This is a genomic window from Tundrisphaera lichenicola, assembly GCF_051175385.1.
Lineage (GTDB): Bacteria > Planctomycetota > Planctomycetia > Isosphaerales > Isosphaeraceae > Tundrisphaera > Tundrisphaera lichenicola.
This window is the reverse complement of the sequence record NZ_CP195106.1, coordinates 2,552,734-2,567,731: the sequence shown is the minus strand read 5'-3', so window position 1 is coordinate 2,567,731 and position 14,998 is coordinate 2,552,734. Positions and strand designations below refer to the sequence as shown.

The window sequence follows — 14,998 nt, the reverse complement described above, 5'->3', positions numbered from 1 at the left end:
GACAACTGTCCTTTAACCGATCGGAGATGCCCATGACCAGGAACCTGCGCGGATTCGTCGCGACGGCCTCGCTGTCGTGCCTGCTCGGAGCTTCGGCCGCGGCCCAGTCGCCGGCGCCGATGACCACGATCACCTCGAAGATGACCAACGTGGCCGGAGACCTCTCCAAGGCCGAGACCGGCAAGCCGGTCCAGGAACAACAGGAGACGATCGTTCGCGATCTCGACGAGTGGATCGCGTTGCTGGAGAAGGAATGCCAGGGCTGTAAGAACGGCCGGAAGAAGAACAACCCCAGTCGCCCGGCCCAGGCCTCGAATATCTCCAGCGGGACCGGCGGGATCGGGACCCTGGACAACCCCGGCGAGAGCGCCAAGGACTGGGCCAAGCTGTCCGAGCGCGAACGCGACCGGATCCTCCAGTCGATGTCCGAAGGCTTCCCGCCCGAATATCGGACCGTCCTGGAGCGCTACTATCGCCGACTGGCCGAGGAGAAGACGGTCCCGATCGGCGGCGAGAACGCCAAGGTTCCGGTCGAGACGCCCGCGGCCGAGAAGCCCTGACCGACGATCGAACCCGAGGCCCGGACCCCCAGGATCGGTCCGGGCCTCGACCTCCGATGGCCCGTCAACGAGTCGGTCGAGGAATAGCGATGCAATTGATGGCCCTCCTGATCTCCGGCCTCCTCGGCACCTTCGTCGAGGACTACTCGCGCCCGCTCGACGCCGCGCACCTCGACCAACCGACGCTCGATGCCGAGAGCTACGGAGACAAGAAGGCGCTCAAGCGGGAAGACGGCGGCCTCCGGATTTCCCTGGCCGCTGGGCAGGAGGAATCGGGCTGGAAGACGCCCCAGGCGCTCCGGATCGGCGGCAACTTCACGATCACGGCCGAATTCTCGATCGGCAAGCTTCCCAAGCCCGCCCAGGAAGACGGGGCGGCGATCGGCCTGTCGATCGCCTTCCAGGATCTCAACCAGCCCGATCTGACCCTCCTCCGGGTCCGAGAGACCAACGGCCAGGAGGTCTATCGGCCCGTCGACAAGGGGCTGGTCGACCCGACCCAGCCCCAGATGCAGCAGATGCAGATGCAGATGATGGTCATGGCCAATGGGCAGCCGGGCCAGCCTCCCAAGCCACCCCGGCGGACGTTCCCGGCCTCGGGCGATGCGGTCCGGATGGTGCTCCAGCGGGAGGGCAACAACGTCCGGCTCCGGTCGGTCGACGTAGACTCGGGGCGGACCCGCTACCTCGGCCAGGTCTACATCGGGCCGAACGACATCGCCGGGGTGAAACTATTCGCCTCGAACCGCAACGGGGCCGAGCCCGTCGACGTCGTGCTTCGGAACCTCACCGTCCGCGCCGACAGGTTGACCGGTTTGGGGACCGCAATCCGGACGGTCCGAGATGCCGTCGTCTACGGCGAGCCGACCGCGATCGAGGATGATAACCTGCTCGTGGGCGGCCCATCCGCGACCGCGCCCAACGCTTCCCCGGACAATCCTACGGCAGCCGCTTCGCAAACGGTCGCAGTCCCGGCCAATGGGGTGGTCGGAGCGATCGCTGTGGCCCGGGCCGGAGGTGCGAACGTCGTCGTGATGCAGCGATTGGTCCCGGCAGTCCCGGCCGTTCCGGCCAACGTCGCCGTCGCGGAACCGCCGCCGAACGCCCCGGCCGTCATGCCCGCCCAGCCGTCGAGCCCGACTCCGGCCGAGGCCACACCGACCCCGGCGACGCCAGCGGCACCCAAGGCCAAGATCCCGCTCGATGAAATCGAGAGCATCCGGTTCGAGCGGACGCCCGCGATGACCGCCCGATTCGAGGGCCAGTCGGACTACGACTACACCACACTACACCCCTCCTCGAAGAAAGACGAACCCAAGAAGGACGAAGCCGCTCCCAAGGCCGAGGGGAGCAAGGAAGAGCCCAAGAAGGTCGAAGCCGCTCCCAAGGCCGAGGTCAAGAAGGAAGCGACGGCGACCAAGGTCGAGGTCAAGCCGGACGCTCCGGCCGGGAAGGCCGAGGTCAAGGCCGCCCAGGTCGTCGGGAAGGTCCAGGCCAAGGCCGCCGTGGTCATCGAGAAGGCCGAGGTGAAGGCGGATGAGACCAAGAAGCCCGGCGCGGTCGACGGGCCAGCGGCCCCGCCACCGGGCACGGCGGCCGTCGTGGCGGTGGCCCCCAAGGTCGAGCCCAAGCCGAACGGTGTCCGAGACCTGCAACTCTCCCTTTCCGGACTCCGAAATTCGCCGATCCAGCAGGTCACGGTGAACTGCCAGACCGACAAGGGGGCGACGACCTGGCAAATCGATACCACGGGTTCGCAAGCCTGGCCGCTGGTCGTCCGCAGGTCGGGGACCGAGGGCTGGGCCACCCTTTTCCTCGAACCGCCCAACGGCGATGTCTTCGAAAAAGATTTTACCGTGGCCGTCGTTTACCAGGACGGCCAGTCGGCCAACGCCACGGTCAAGTCCGACAAGCACACCGACCCCCATCTGGCGGTCGACCCCAAGGCCCCGAAAAACCCGAACCCCGATGTCTGGGTCTATGTCGCGGGGGACGAGAAACTTTTCGGCAAGCTGGCGGGCCTGACCGAGGATGCGATTGAAATCGCAACCCCCTGGGGTGGAAAGCTCAACGTGCCCCTCGTTCGGGTCGTCGGTTTCCGCCTGGCCCAGGTCGAACCCAAGGAAACGCCGGAGTCGTTCGGTCGGAGGCTGAAGTCCCGAGGAACGGAGGACCTCCTCCTGGCGCGGACCAAAGATGGCGAGGTCGTCGCCATCGCCGGGGTCCTGGAAGGGATGGAAGGGGATCGATTTCTGTTCCGTTATCAAGGCAAGACCCGGAAACTTCCGATCGAACTGGCCGAGGGGCTGGTGATGGCCGACCGGCCCGAGCCCGACCAACCCGACGAGCTGAGGTCGACATTCACCCTGCCCGGCGGGGTCGCCGTGTCCGGGCGCTGGAAGGGCCTCGACGCGACTTCCTGGAAGGTTGAGACCCCCTGGGGGCAGGAGGTCAGCTTGCCGGCCGCGGAGATCCAGGGGGTTCGCTCGCGAGGTGGGCGGGTCACCTATCTCTCGGACCTCGCCCCGGCCAAGGTCGAGGAGGTTCCCTTCTTCGGCCGGACCTACTCCTGGAGACGCGACATCGGCCTGCTGGGCGATCCGCTCCGGATGGACGGTCGGACATTCGATCGGGGTGTGTCGGTCCACTCGCGATCGAGCCTGACCTACGACCTCGATGGTAAGTATGACACCTTCGAGGCACTGGTCGGTTTCGACGAGGCGTCGCGGGGGAAAGGCCGGGTCGAGTGCCGGGTCTTCGCCGATGGCAAGGAGATCTACGCCAATCCCGACCTCCGGGCCGACGCCCCGCCGGTGCCCCTCAAGCTCCCACTGGCGGGAGCCCAGCAGCTGCGACTCCTGGTCGACTTCGGCCAGGGGCAGGATACCGGCGATCGCGTGATCTGGGCCAATGCCCGGCTTTATCGAAAGTGAACGAGTCTCGACCCCGGCGGGGAGCCACCCGACGCATGCGCATCAGTAAAGTCCTTCCATCCTGGCTGTCGATCCCGATCCTCCTTTGCGGGGCCGTCGCCCGGTCCGAGGCCGACGACAAGGCCCAGACGCCGGTCGAGGTCCACGAGTGGTCGGTCTGGGTCGGCAATCCGGCCCAGCCGACCTTCAACGCCTCGCGAGTCTACCGGAACGCGATGCCGGGGAGTGTCGGCACGAGCCGTCCCAAGTTCGATGGGAAGGAGTTGGAAGGCAAGTTCCCGATCGCCCCAATCTCGCTGGTCCAGTTCTTCGGCCAGCCCGGCAAGGACATCGACGTGGAGGTCCGCGTGAAGAAGGGGGCATTCATGGCCCACTGGCCCCCGAGCGTCGAGCGGGGCGGGCGGCTCCAGTGGTTCAAGTCCGACCTGCTCGACGCCCCTCCGGCCGACATCTCGCCGAGCTACCTGACGGAGACTCACTGGCTCTCGGGCCTCCGAGACCGGAAGCCCGCGCTGGTCCTCAAGCACGAGTCGCAGTTCGAGCGGTTCATCGCCTACGACACCGAACTGGCGATGCCGATCCCGGTCAAGCTCCGGGGTGGGCCCGACGAGTATACGATCCAGAACCTGACATCCCGCAGGCTCCTCGACGTGGCCGTGATCGCCCCGACCGACGATGGCTTCCGGGTTGGCTGGCTCGACGAGCTTCCCGCCGCCGCGCCCGAGAAGGAGAAGGAACCCGAGAAGCCGAAGGCGACCGACGCGGAGAAGGCCGAGGCCGTCTTCCAGGAGCCCGATCCGAAGAAGGACGACGAGCCCGCCCCGATCCCCCCCGAGGGAGATGCGAACGTCAAGGCCCAGGTCGACCAGCAGCTCAACCGCCCGATCACCGTCACGGTCACCCAGGCACCTCGGAAGGAAATCCTCGACTTCATCACCGGCCAGGTGCGGGTCGGCTACGACCTGGACGACAAGACGATCGCCAAGGCCGATATCAACCTGACCCAGCCCTCGAACATGAACGCGAACAACATCGCGGCCCGCGACGCGCTGGCGGAACTCCTGGGCGGGGTTGGGTTGAGTTATCGCGTCACGGATTCGGGCAAGCTCTTCATCACCACCGCCGCCCGGCTTGCCGAGGACGCCGGGAAGTCGGGAAAGGTGATCGAAGGGCCTCCCGTGAAGCTCCTGATGGCCCCGGCCCGGAAGGGGGATGACCCCTCATACCGCGAGGCCACTTGGGATTCTCTGACCCGACGGCTGAAAGGGCAGGGGCTCCGGGACGAGGCGGCACGGGCCCTCCTCGATGAATATGCAGGTGCTCTCTTCGAGCCGGGCGAACTCGTGGTCCTGGCACACTTTACGCGGGAGGCGATCGACGACGTGACCCTGCTCGACGTCTTCCCGCCGCCCGAGAAGATGGTCCGCTCGGCCCTCCTGGTGGTCCACGGCATCGACCCGCGACTCCAGGACCGGGCCAAGATTCTCGTCAAGCAGCTCGGGGACGATTCCTACAAGATCCGCGAGTCCGCCGAGGCCCGGCTCCTCGAACTGGGGCCGGTGTCGGTCCCCTCGCTCGAAGATGCCCTGAAAGATCAGGATGTCGAGATCGCATTCCGCGCCGAGCGGCTCCTCCTCAAGCTCAATCGGCCGGTCCCCTGAGCATGGAAATCGGGGGATGGACGGGGCCGAGCCTCTGACCGCAACCCTCTCAGGCACCTCGACCTGGGGCGGGACGCTCGCAAGGCCAAGCCCCGCGCAGGCTTCGCCAAGTCGCCCCTCATTTCTTGGCTCGACCCAATCCCATCATCGAATGGGCGACATGATCCGTGGCTTGATGGATTGCGGCCAACGTCCTTCAAAGAGCCAGGAATCTGGCTTCTTCTGATCACGTTATGGGTTCTCAAGTTCTATATTAAAAAAGAGATGGTCGGCGGGAAGTCGGCGAGTCTCGGGCCAATCGCCCGAATCGACCTCGACTGATTCGCGAGATGCAGGATTGCCCCGATCGCGTCCGGATTGGGCCGATGAGTTCGCGTCGATATTGATATCGACATGATTTGGTTTCAAGGAAGGCCCGATCACGAAGCGGTGAGTCGGGCGCAACCGGAACGATCGGTGTTCCTCAATGGCCGAAGGATCCCCACTATCATGATGTTTCTCCACCGGGTTTCGGTTGGGAGACGGGTCGGGCTACTCGTGGTCATCGCCTGGTCGGCGACGGCTGCCGCGGGTTTTTTCGCGATCGAAGCCTACGAGTTCACTCCGGGCGTCATGGGCCGGGCGTCCTCGGACTGGCCCGAAGGGGCGACCCTGGGCTTCGTCTCGGATCGTCCCAATGTGGTCATGGCCGTCCATCCGAGGTGCCCTTGCACGCAGGTCAGTCTCGACCAGCTCGCGGAGCTTGTCCGGAGATTCCCGGATCGAGCTTCGCTGAGACTATTGGTGTTCCGCCCGGAGGGATCCGTCGAGGGCTGGGGAGGAAGTGCGATCCCTGGATCGGCGGACGGGCTGGCGGGGGTGATTCGAGTCGATGATCCGGGGGGACGTGAGGCGGGACGGTTCGGGCTGACAACCTCGGGGGCGGTGGCAGCATACGATGAGCTGGGCAACCTCCGGTTTTTCGGAGGCTTGACTGCGGGGAGGGGTCACGGAGGTCCCTCGGAAGGGGCGGAGGCTCTGGCCGCCGTTTTGACCGGTAGCGATCCGACGCGAGGCAAGTCCGCCGTTTTCGGTTGCGTCATCAACCGGCCGTCGCGTGGGGGGGAGCGGCGATGAACGAACGGGAGCAGGATATCGAATTCGGGGAAAGGACCCGCGAGCTATTCACTGCCCAGGTTCAACGAATCAACAAGTGGACCGATCGATTTTTTGCCGGGCTCCTTTTCGCCCAGTGGTTGATGGCTGTAGGCGTGGCCTTGTGGGTCTCTCCGCTCACCTGGGAAGGGTCCGAGAGCCGTGTCCACGCCCACGTCTGGACGGCCCTATTCCTCGGCGGGCTCATCGTATTTCCGGTGATCCTGATCCTCCTGAGGGGCGTCCATGGCTCGGCCTGCTATCTCGTGGCGGCCGCCCAGATGCTGATCGGGTCGCTGCTGATCCACCTGACGGGCGGGAGGATCGAGACGCATTTTCACGTCTTCGGATCGCTGGCCCTCCTGGCATTCTATCGGGACTGGAAGGTCCTGATCGTGGCCTCTGCCGTCACGGGGCTCGATCATTTCCTGAGGGGCTCATACTGGCCCCGCTCCGTCTTCGGCGTCTCGTTGGTCAGTCCTTGGCGATGGGTCGAGCACTTGGGCTGGGTCGTGTTCGAAGACGTCTTCCTGATCTGGTCGTGCTTCCGCTCCGTCGCCGAGATGCAGGAGGTGGCGAGGAATCGGGCCGAACTGGAGGCGACGCGGGAGCGGGTGGAGGCCACGGTCCTGAAGCGGACCGGGGAGCTCCGGCGGGGTGAGCTGCGATATCGGACCTTGATCGAGGCCACCAGCGCCATCGTCTGGAATACCCCGACCTCGGGCGAGTTCGAATTCGATCAACCGGGATGGAGCGGCTTTACCGGGCAGACCTTCGAGCAGCTCAAGGGCTGGGGCTGGCTCGACGCCGTCCATCCCGACGACCGGGCCAGGACGGCATGCGCCTGGTCGGAGGCCGTTGCTAATCGGTGTCTTTACCAGGTGGAACATCGGGTCCGTCGTCACGACGGCGAATATCGTCACATGCAGGGTCGGGGAGTGCCGATCGCCGACGATTCCGGGGCGGTGGCCGAGTGGTTCGGTATCCATGGAGACGTCGACGCCCAGACCCGAGCGATGGAGGCGATGACGCTCGCCCGCGAGGCCGCCGAGGCCGCCAGCCGGGCCAAGGGGGAATTCCTGGCCAACATGAGCCACGAGATCCGGACACCGATGAATGGCATCATCGGCATGACCGAGTTGGCCCTGGATACCCAGCTGTCTGCCCAGCAGCGTGACTATCTTCTCGTGGTCAAGGACTCGTCCGAGGCGCTGCTTTGCCTGATCAATGACATCCTCGACTTTTCCAAGATCGAGGCCGGCAAGCTCGATCTCGATCCCGTGCCGTTTCGACTCCGCGATTGCGTGGAGGAGACATTGAGGGTCCTGGCGCTCCGGGCCCACGTCAAGGGGCTGGATCTGTCCGGGAGGGTGGCGCCGGAGGTCCCCGACTTCGTGATCGGCGACGCCGGGAGACTCCGGCAGGTGCTGGTCAACCTGGTCGGCAATGCGATCAAGTTCACCGAACGGGGAGAGGTGGCCGTCTCCGTCGATCGGGCGGGGGTGGCCGATGTGGAGGGCGAGTTGACGATCCGCCTGTCCGTGCGCGACAGCGGGATCGGAATCTCTCCCGAGAAGCTGCGGGCCATCTTCGAGCCGTTCGAGCAGGCCGACGGCTCGACCACCCGGAAGTACGGCGGTACGGGACTGGGCCTGACGATCTCGCAGAAGCTCGTGGAACTGATGGGAGGCAAGTTCTCGGTCGAGAGTCGGCCGGGCCGGGGCAGCACGTTCACCTTCGAAGCCCGGCTCAAACTCCAGCCCGAGTCGCCCGGCCAAGATCGGCGTGACCCGAAGCTCCTGCACGGGGTCCCGATCCTGGTCGTCGACGACAATCAGACCAACCGCCAGATCCTCAAGGAAATCCTGGAGAATTGGGGCGCATTGCCCACCACGGTCGATGGCGGTCGAGCGGCACTGGAGATGTTCAGGGCCGCCCGCGCCGAGGGCCGACCCTTCCGGATCGTCCTGCTCGACGGGATGATGCCCGAGATGGACGGCTATGAGGTGGTCCGGGAGATGGCCGGCGACCAGGGCCTGGTCGGGCCGGTCGTCGTCATGATCACCTCCAATGATGAGGTGGTGAGCCCGACGGAGTGTCAGTCGCGAGGGATCACCGCCCGGCTGATCAAGCCAATCCGGCAGTCCGAGCTTTTCGAGGTCATCTCGAACATCCTCGAGCCGCGGGAGTCGAAGGCGATCAGCGAACCGGACTCCCTGGAGTACGGTCGTACCGCGCCCTCGCATACGTACTCGATCTTGCTGGCCGAGGATAATCGCATCAACCAGCAGGTCGTGACGAACATGCTGATCAAGCGTGGGCATCGCGTCACCGTGACCTCCGACGGTCGACAGGCCCTGGAGGCCCGAAATCGAGAACAGTTCGACCTCGTTCTGATGGACATCCAGATGCCCGAGATGGATGGGTTCGAGACGGTCGCCGCGATCCGCAAGGATGAGGAGTCCGGGGTGGAGCACGTGCCGATCATCGCCCTGACGGCCCACGCCATGAAAGGCGATAGCGACCGATGCCTGGCCTCGGGCTTCGACGCTTACGTCTCCAAGCCCGTCCGATCCGAGTTGCTCTTCGAGGCGATCGACGGGCTGCTGGGCCGGGCTCCGGTGAGCGAGCCATCCTCGAAGGACTTGCCGGAGTTCCGGACGTCGAATGCCTTCGACCTGGCCTCCGCGCTGGAATCCATGGGGGGCGACGAGGAACTCTTCCGCGAGATCCTCCATCTTTTCCTCGAGGAATGCCCCAAGCTCCTGGACAAGATCGAGTCGGCGATCGAGGCCGATAACCCTTCGGCCTTGCGGCAGGCGGCCCATATGCTGAGGGGGACAGCCGGGCATTTCGCCGCAAATGGGATCGTCGCCGCTGCGCGACGACTCGAGGAAGCAGGCAAAACCACATCGTGCCGCTCCGCAGGACCCGAGGTCTCTGCTTTGGTCCGGGCCCTGGATCAGTTCTTCGAGGCCCTGGGCGACCTGGCTCCCGCGATTCCTCCCTGGCGACTCTCAATCGTGAACTCACGCCGAGGGGCGATCCATGCCGAAGCTTGACAACCTTCCCGATTCCCTGGCGGATGCGGGCATTATCCCGATATCGACCACGATCCCGACCCCGGCCGGGCCGAAGATCCTGATCGTGGATGACTCCCCGGTCGATCGACGACTCGCCTCCTCAATCGTCGCCAGGCGTGGAGGCCTCCGCGTCATCACGGCCAGCGACGGCCACGAGGCCCTGATTCTGATCGCGAAGGAACGGCCGGACGTGATCATCACCGACCTCCAGATGCCCGGCATGAGCGGCCTGGAACTGGTCGAGGAGGTCCACCGGATCTCCCCCGGCACCCCCGTGATCCTGATGACGGCGTTCGGCAGCGAAGAGATCGCGGTCCAGGCACTCCGAGCCGGGGCGACCAACTACGTCCCGAAGAAAGCCCTGGCCGGCGAGCTCCTGGCGACCCTCGACTCGGTCTTGTCGATGGCGGCGGTGGACCATCACCGTCAGAAGCTCTTGGCTTCCCTCGAATCTCGTCGGTCCTCGTTCCGCCTGGAGAATGACGCGGAATTGATCGCCCCCTTGATCGCGATGCTCCAGGAAGATCTGTATGGACTGCTCGACGCCAACGAGCGGACCCGGATGGGCGTGGCACTCCAGGAGGCGATGGCCAATGCGATCTATCACGGCAACCTCGAGGTCAGCTCCGACCTCCGGCAGGAAGACGAGAAGCGCTTCTACGCCGAGGCCTTGATTCGGAGGGGGCGCGAACCCTACAGCGATCGTCGGATCGAGATTTCTAGCGATCTCGGCCCCGACTTCGTGGCTTATACCATCAAGGACGAGGGCCCCGGATTCGACACCTCGAAGTTGGACGAGCCGTTCGACCCCGAGAGCGTGATGCGAATCGGGGGACGCGGGATGTTGCTGATCCGCACGTTCATGGACGAGGTCTGGCATAACGAGATCGGAAACCAGATCACAATGGTCAAGCGTCGAAAGCCGCTTTGAGTCGGACGACCGAGCCCGGGATGGGTCCTCGCCACGCCCGTCGGGTCATTGCAGCGCCCGGTCGGGTTGGATACCTTGAACGGACTGAGGCTCGAATTCGTTGACTGAATCGAGGGACGAAGGCCGCCGATCGGCCGAGTCCCTCGTCGTGCCAACCGGGAGCGATCGTCCGATGCGAGGTGATGCGGAGACCCCGCTCGGGAGCATCCATCCGGGTGCCGGACGAAGACGCGCGGTGTCGCACCCGAAGGGACGACAGCTGGACCCCTCGGCGCTGGCCGAGATCCGCGAGCTTCTCGGCGACCGACCAAGGCGTCGCGACCTGCTCATCGAGCATCTCCACCTGATCCAGGATCGCTTCCACGCCCTGAGCCCGGCGCATCTCGCGGCCCTGGCCGAGGAGATGCTCCTGCCGATGGCCGTGGTCTACGAGGTCGCCACGTTTTACGCCCACTTCGACGTGTTGGACGATGGTCAGTCCCCGCCGCCGCCCTTGACCGTCCGGGCCTGCGACGGAATCGCCTGCATGCTGAGGGATGCCGGACGGCTCCGCGAAGGACTGGCCGCGAGGCTCGAACCCTCCACTCGAGTGGTCCATGCCCCTTGCATGGGTCGATGCGAACACGCCCCGGCGGTCCTCGTGGGCCGCAAGCCGGTCGACCACGCGACGGTCGATTCGGTCGTCCGTGTGGTCGAGCAGGGGGACTTCGAGCCCGATTGGCCGGACTCGAAGTCGCTGGAAGACTACCTCGCGGGGGGAGGTTACCAGGCCCTCCGCGACTGCCGAGTCGGCCTCCGGACTCCCGAGGAGGTGATCGACATCCTCGATGCCTCGGGACTTCGAGGGCTGGGGGGTGCCGGCTTCGTTTCGGCGCGGAAGTGGGAGATGGTCCGGCAAGCTCCGAAGCCTCGACTGATGGCCATTAACGCCGACGAGGGGGAGCCGGGGACCTTCAAGGATCGCGTCTACCTGGAGGCCGATCCCCACCGATTCCTGGAAGGGATGCTCATCGCCGCATGGGCGGTCGAGGCCGACGAAATCTATATCTACCTCCGCGATGAGTATCCCCAGGTTCGCCGCCTCCTGGATCGCGAACTGGCCCGCCTGAAGGAGCAGGGGCTTTCCGATCCACCCGTGATTCACCTGAGACGAGGAGCTGGGGCGTACATCTGCGGCGAGGAAACCGCGATGCTGGAGAGCATCGAAGGCAAGCGCGGCTATCCCCGGCACAAGCCGCCCTATCCGACTCAGGTCGGGCTCTTCGGGCGACCGACACTGATCCACAATGTCGAGACCGTCTACTGGATCCGCGAGATCCTGGAGCGTCCCCGGGGCTGGCCCGCCTCCGAGGGCCGCAACGGGCGGCATGGCCTCCGGAGTTTCTCCGTCTCCGGGCGGGTCAAGGATCCGGGCGTGAAGCTCGCCCCGGCCGGGATCACCGTTCGCGAGCTGATCGACGAGTATTGCGGCGGGATGGAGGAGGGGCACACCTTCAAGGCCTACCTGCCCGGGGGCGCCTCGGGCGGGATCTTCCCGGCCCGGATGGGCGATGTCCCGCTCGACTTCGGCACGCTGGAGCCCCTCGGCGGATTCATCGGCTCGGCGGCGGTCGTCGTCTTCTCCGAGGCCGACAACATGCGTGATGTCGCGCTGAACCTGATGCGGTTCTTCGAGGACGAGAGCTGCGGCCAGTGTACCCCCTGCCGGTGCGGGACCGAGAAGGCGGTCGCCCTGATGGAACAGCCCAACTGGGATCAGTCGCTCCTGGCCGAACTCGGCGGGGTGATGCGGGATGCGTCGATCTGCGGGCTCGGTCAGGCGGCCCCGAATCCGATGCTGGCGGTCCTCCGGTACTTCCCGGAGGATCTGGGATGAGCGACCCCAGCCGTCCCTCCGTCGCCTTCTCGATGGATGGTCGAGAGGTTGTCGCCCAGGCGGGTGAGACGATCTGGGAGGTCGCTCGCCGCGAAGGGGTCGCGATCCCGCATCTCTGCCACTCGGCCGAGCCCGGCTATCGACCCGACGGGAATTGCCGGGCCTGCATGGTCGAGGTGGCCGGCGAACGAGCCCTGGCCGCCTCCTGCATCCGTCGACCGATGCCCGGCATGAAAGTGGACACGGGATCGAAGCGGGCCGTCGCGGCCCGGTCGATGGTCATGGAACTCCTCCTGGCCGACCAGCCATCGCGCGAGACCGCCCACGACCCGGATTCGAAGTTCTGGCGTTGGGCCGACCGGATGGGTGCCACAACCAGCCGATTTCCGAGCCGACCCGCCCCGGCCCCCGACCGGAGCCATCCGGCGATCGGAGTCCAGCTCGACGCCTGCATCCAGTGCGGGCTCTGCGTCCGGGCCTGCCGCGAGGTCCAGGCCAACGACGTGATCGGGATGGCCGATCGGGGCCACGGAGCCCGGGTGGTCTTCGACTTCGGCGACCCGATGGGCCAGAGCACCTGCGTCGCCTGCGGCGAGTGCGTGCAGGCCTGCCCGACCGGAGCCCTGATGCCCGCCTCGGTCCTGGACGATCGAGGGAGGAAATCGGTCAAGGCCGGTCGACAGGTAGAAAGCCTCTGCCCCTACTGCGGCGTCGGCTGCCAGCTCACATTCCACATCGGCGTGAACAAGATCCTCCAGGTCGAGGGCCGGGATGGCCCGGCCAATCACAATCGGCTCTGCGTCAAGGGTCGCTACGGGTTCGATTACGTCGGCCATCGCCAGCGGCTCACGACTCCCCTGATCCGCAAGCCGGGCGTTCCCAAACGCTGGGACGACCAGGTGGACCCGGACAACCCCTGGACCCACTTCCGGCCGGCGACCTGGGAGGAGGCACTGGAGGTTGCCGCTTCGGGACTTCGGGAGATCCGCGACCGCGACGGTGGCCGGGCCCTGGCCGGTTTCGGTTCGGCCAAGGGCTCCAACGAGGAGGCTTACCTCTTCCAGAAGCTGGTCCGGGCCGGGTTCGGGGCCAATAACGTCGACCACTGCACCCGGCTCTGCCACGCCTCGTCGGTCGCCGCCCTGATCGAGACGATCGGCTCGGGCGCGGTGACGGCACCGTTCTCCGAGTGTGCCAATTCCGACGTGATCATCGTCATCGGGGCCAACCCGACGGTCAATCATCCGGTCGCCGCCACGTTCATCAAGAACGCCGCCCGTCGAGGCGCGAACCTGATCGTCGCCGACCCTCGGGGGCAGGCCCTCCGTCGACATGCCTCGCGGATGCTGGCCTTCCGACCCGGAACTGACGTGGCGCTCCTGAACGCCCTGATCCACGTCATCATCGAGGAAGGGCTTTACGATCGGGATTACGTCGAGCGTCAGACCAGCGGGATCGAGGCACTTCGGGCCCACATCCGGCCATTCACGCCCGAGTTGATGGGGCCGATCTGCGGGATCGAGCCGACGGTCCTCCGCGAGGTGGCCCGGACCTATGCCGGGGCCCGGGCGGCCCTGATCTTCTGGGGGATGGGGATCTCGCAGCATGTCCACGGGACCGACAACGCCCGATGCCTGATTGCCCTGGCGCTGCTCTGCGGTCACGTCGGGAGGCCCGGGGCCGGGCTTCACCCGCTCCGGGGTCAGAACAACGTCCAGGGAGCCTCCGACGTCGGCCTGATCCCGATGGTCTACCCCGACTATCACCCCGTCACCGATCCGTTGACCCGGGCGAGATTCGAAAAACTCTGGGGCGTCTCGCTCGACCCCGAACCGGGCCTGACCGTCGTCGAGATCATGCACGCGGCGCGGGCGGGGACGATCAAGGGGATGTACATCATGGGCGAGAACCCCGCGATGTCCGACCCCGATCTCCGCCACGCCCGGGAGGCCCTGGCCTCGCTGGATCACCTGGTCGTCCAGGAGATCTTCCTGACCGAGACCGCCACCTTTGCCGACGTCATCCTGCCCGCGACCGCCTTCGCCGAGAAGGACGGGACCTTTACCAACACCGATCGCCGGGTCCAGCTCGGTCGGAAGGCGCTCGACCCGCCCGGCGACTCCCGGCAGGACTGGTGGATCATCCAGGAACTGGCCCGTCGCCTCGGCCTCGACTGGAACTACGAGCACCCCCGCAATATCTTCGCCGAGGTCCGGTCCTGCATGCCCACCCTCCGGGGGATCAGCTGGGAGCGCCTGGAGCGGGAAGGGGCCGTGACCTACCCCTGCGACTCAGAAGATGAGGCGGGCCACGAGATTCTCTTCGGCGACCATTTCCCGACCCCCGATGGAAGAGGCAAGCTCGTGCCCGCGACCGTGCTCCCGCCGGACGAGATGCCCGACGACCGCTATCCGATGATCCTGACCACCGGGCGCCTCCTGGAGCACTGGCACACCGGGTCGATGACCCGACGAGCCACCATGCTCGACGCCCTGGAGCCCGAGGCGATCGCCCAGCTGTCGCCCCAGGACCTCCGGGCTCTGGGCGTGACTCCCGGCGAACTGCTCCGGGTCGAGACCCGTCGGGGGTCGATCGAGCTGATCGCGCGGTCCGATCGCGACGTCCCGCCCGGCCTGATCTTCGTGCCATTTTGCTTTGCCGAGGCGGCGGCCAACCTGCTGACCAACCCCGCGCTCGACCCGTTCGGCAAGATCCCCGAGTTCAAGTTCTGCGCCGCCAGGATCGAACGAGTTTCGGAAGTGCCGGCGGGCTGACCCCCGGCGGTGGCCCCTCAATGTCCATCACCCAGGAGGCCGAGAT

General features: G+C 66.1%; 8 protein-coding genes. All 8 read left to right on the top strand.

The genetic code is table 11. The features are described 5' to 3' along the window. Positions 1-32 precede the first annotated feature (32 nt). The 8 genes from P12x_RS10115 to fdhF all read left to right on the top strand — a co-directional run bounded on the left by P12x_RS10115 (position 33) and on the right by fdhF (position 14,952). Positions 33-560, top strand: a complete 528-nt coding sequence (locus tag P12x_RS10115; protein WP_435010744.1) for a hypothetical protein — start codon at positions 33-35, stop codon at positions 558-560. Positions 561-649: 89 nt separating this feature from the next. Beyond that, the gene (locus P12x_RS10110; RefSeq protein WP_435010743.1) at positions 650-3,493 is read left to right on the top strand and encodes an NPCBM/NEW2 domain-containing protein; all 2,844 of its coding nucleotides are present in this window, start codon (positions 650-652) and stop codon (positions 3,491-3,493) included. A 35-nt stretch (positions 3,494-3,528) separates the two neighbouring features. Next, positions 3,529-5,154: a hypothetical protein gene (locus P12x_RS10105; RefSeq protein WP_435010742.1), complete on the top strand. Its 1,626-nt coding sequence runs from the start codon at positions 3,529-3,531 to the stop codon at positions 5,152-5,154. A 489-nt stretch (positions 5,155-5,643) separates the two neighbouring features. Next, positions 5,644-6,270 carry a RedB protein gene (locus P12x_RS10100; RefSeq protein ID WP_435010741.1) on the top strand — a complete coding sequence of 209 codons (627 nt, stop codon included), beginning with the start codon at positions 5,644-5,646 and terminating at the stop codon, positions 6,268-6,270. After that, positions 6,267-9,350, top strand: a complete 3,084-nt coding sequence (locus tag P12x_RS10095; RefSeq protein ID WP_435010740.1) for a response regulator — start codon at positions 6,267-6,269, stop codon at positions 9,348-9,350. The genes P12x_RS10100 and P12x_RS10095 overlap by 4 nt, the downstream gene beginning before the upstream one ends. Then, entirely contained in the window at positions 9,337-10,302 is a 966-nt protein-coding gene (locus P12x_RS10090) for a response regulator (RefSeq protein WP_435010739.1), read from the top strand. The genes P12x_RS10095 and P12x_RS10090 overlap by 14 nt, the downstream gene beginning before the upstream one ends. A 172-nt stretch (positions 10,303-10,474) precedes the next feature. Further along, positions 10,475-12,178: an NADH-ubiquinone oxidoreductase-F iron-sulfur binding region domain-containing protein gene (locus P12x_RS10085; protein ID WP_435010738.1), complete on the top strand. Its 1,704-nt coding sequence runs from the start codon at positions 10,475-10,477 to the stop codon at positions 12,176-12,178. Beyond that, the gene (gene fdhF / locus P12x_RS10080; protein WP_435010737.1) at positions 12,175-14,952 is read left to right on the top strand and encodes a formate dehydrogenase subunit alpha; all 2,778 of its coding nucleotides are present in this window, start codon (positions 12,175-12,177) and stop codon (positions 14,950-14,952) included. The genes P12x_RS10085 and fdhF overlap by 4 nt, the downstream gene beginning before the upstream one ends. Positions 14,953-14,998: the final 46 nt, after the last annotated feature.

Bases quoted from the DNA above. Each gene is read 5' to 3' on its own strand.
- P12x_RS10095 (WP_435010740.1), top strand. From the start codon at position 6,267: ATGAACGAACGGGAGCAGGATATCGAATTCGGGGAAAGGACCCGCGAG.
- P12x_RS10085 (WP_435010738.1), top strand. From the start codon at position 10,475: ATGCGAGGTGATGCGGAGACCCCGCTCGGGAGCATCCATCCGGGTGCC.
- fdhF (WP_435010737.1), top strand. From the start codon at position 12,175: ATGAGCGACCCCAGCCGTCCCTCCGTCGCCTTCTCGATGGATGGTCGA.
- P12x_RS10100 (WP_435010741.1), top strand. From the start codon at position 5,644: ATGATGTTTCTCCACCGGGTTTCGGTTGGGAGACGGGTCGGGCTACTC.
- P12x_RS10110 (WP_435010743.1), top strand. From the start codon at position 650: ATGCAATTGATGGCCCTCCTGATCTCCGGCCTCCTCGGCACCTTCGTC.
- P12x_RS10105 (WP_435010742.1), top strand. From the start codon at position 3,529: ATGCGCATCAGTAAAGTCCTTCCATCCTGGCTGTCGATCCCGATCCTC.
- P12x_RS10090 (WP_435010739.1), top strand. From the start codon at position 9,337: ATGCCGAAGCTTGACAACCTTCCCGATTCCCTGGCGGATGCGGGCATT.
- P12x_RS10115 (WP_435010744.1), top strand. From the start codon at position 33: ATGACCAGGAACCTGCGCGGATTCGTCGCGACGGCCTCGCTGTCGTGC.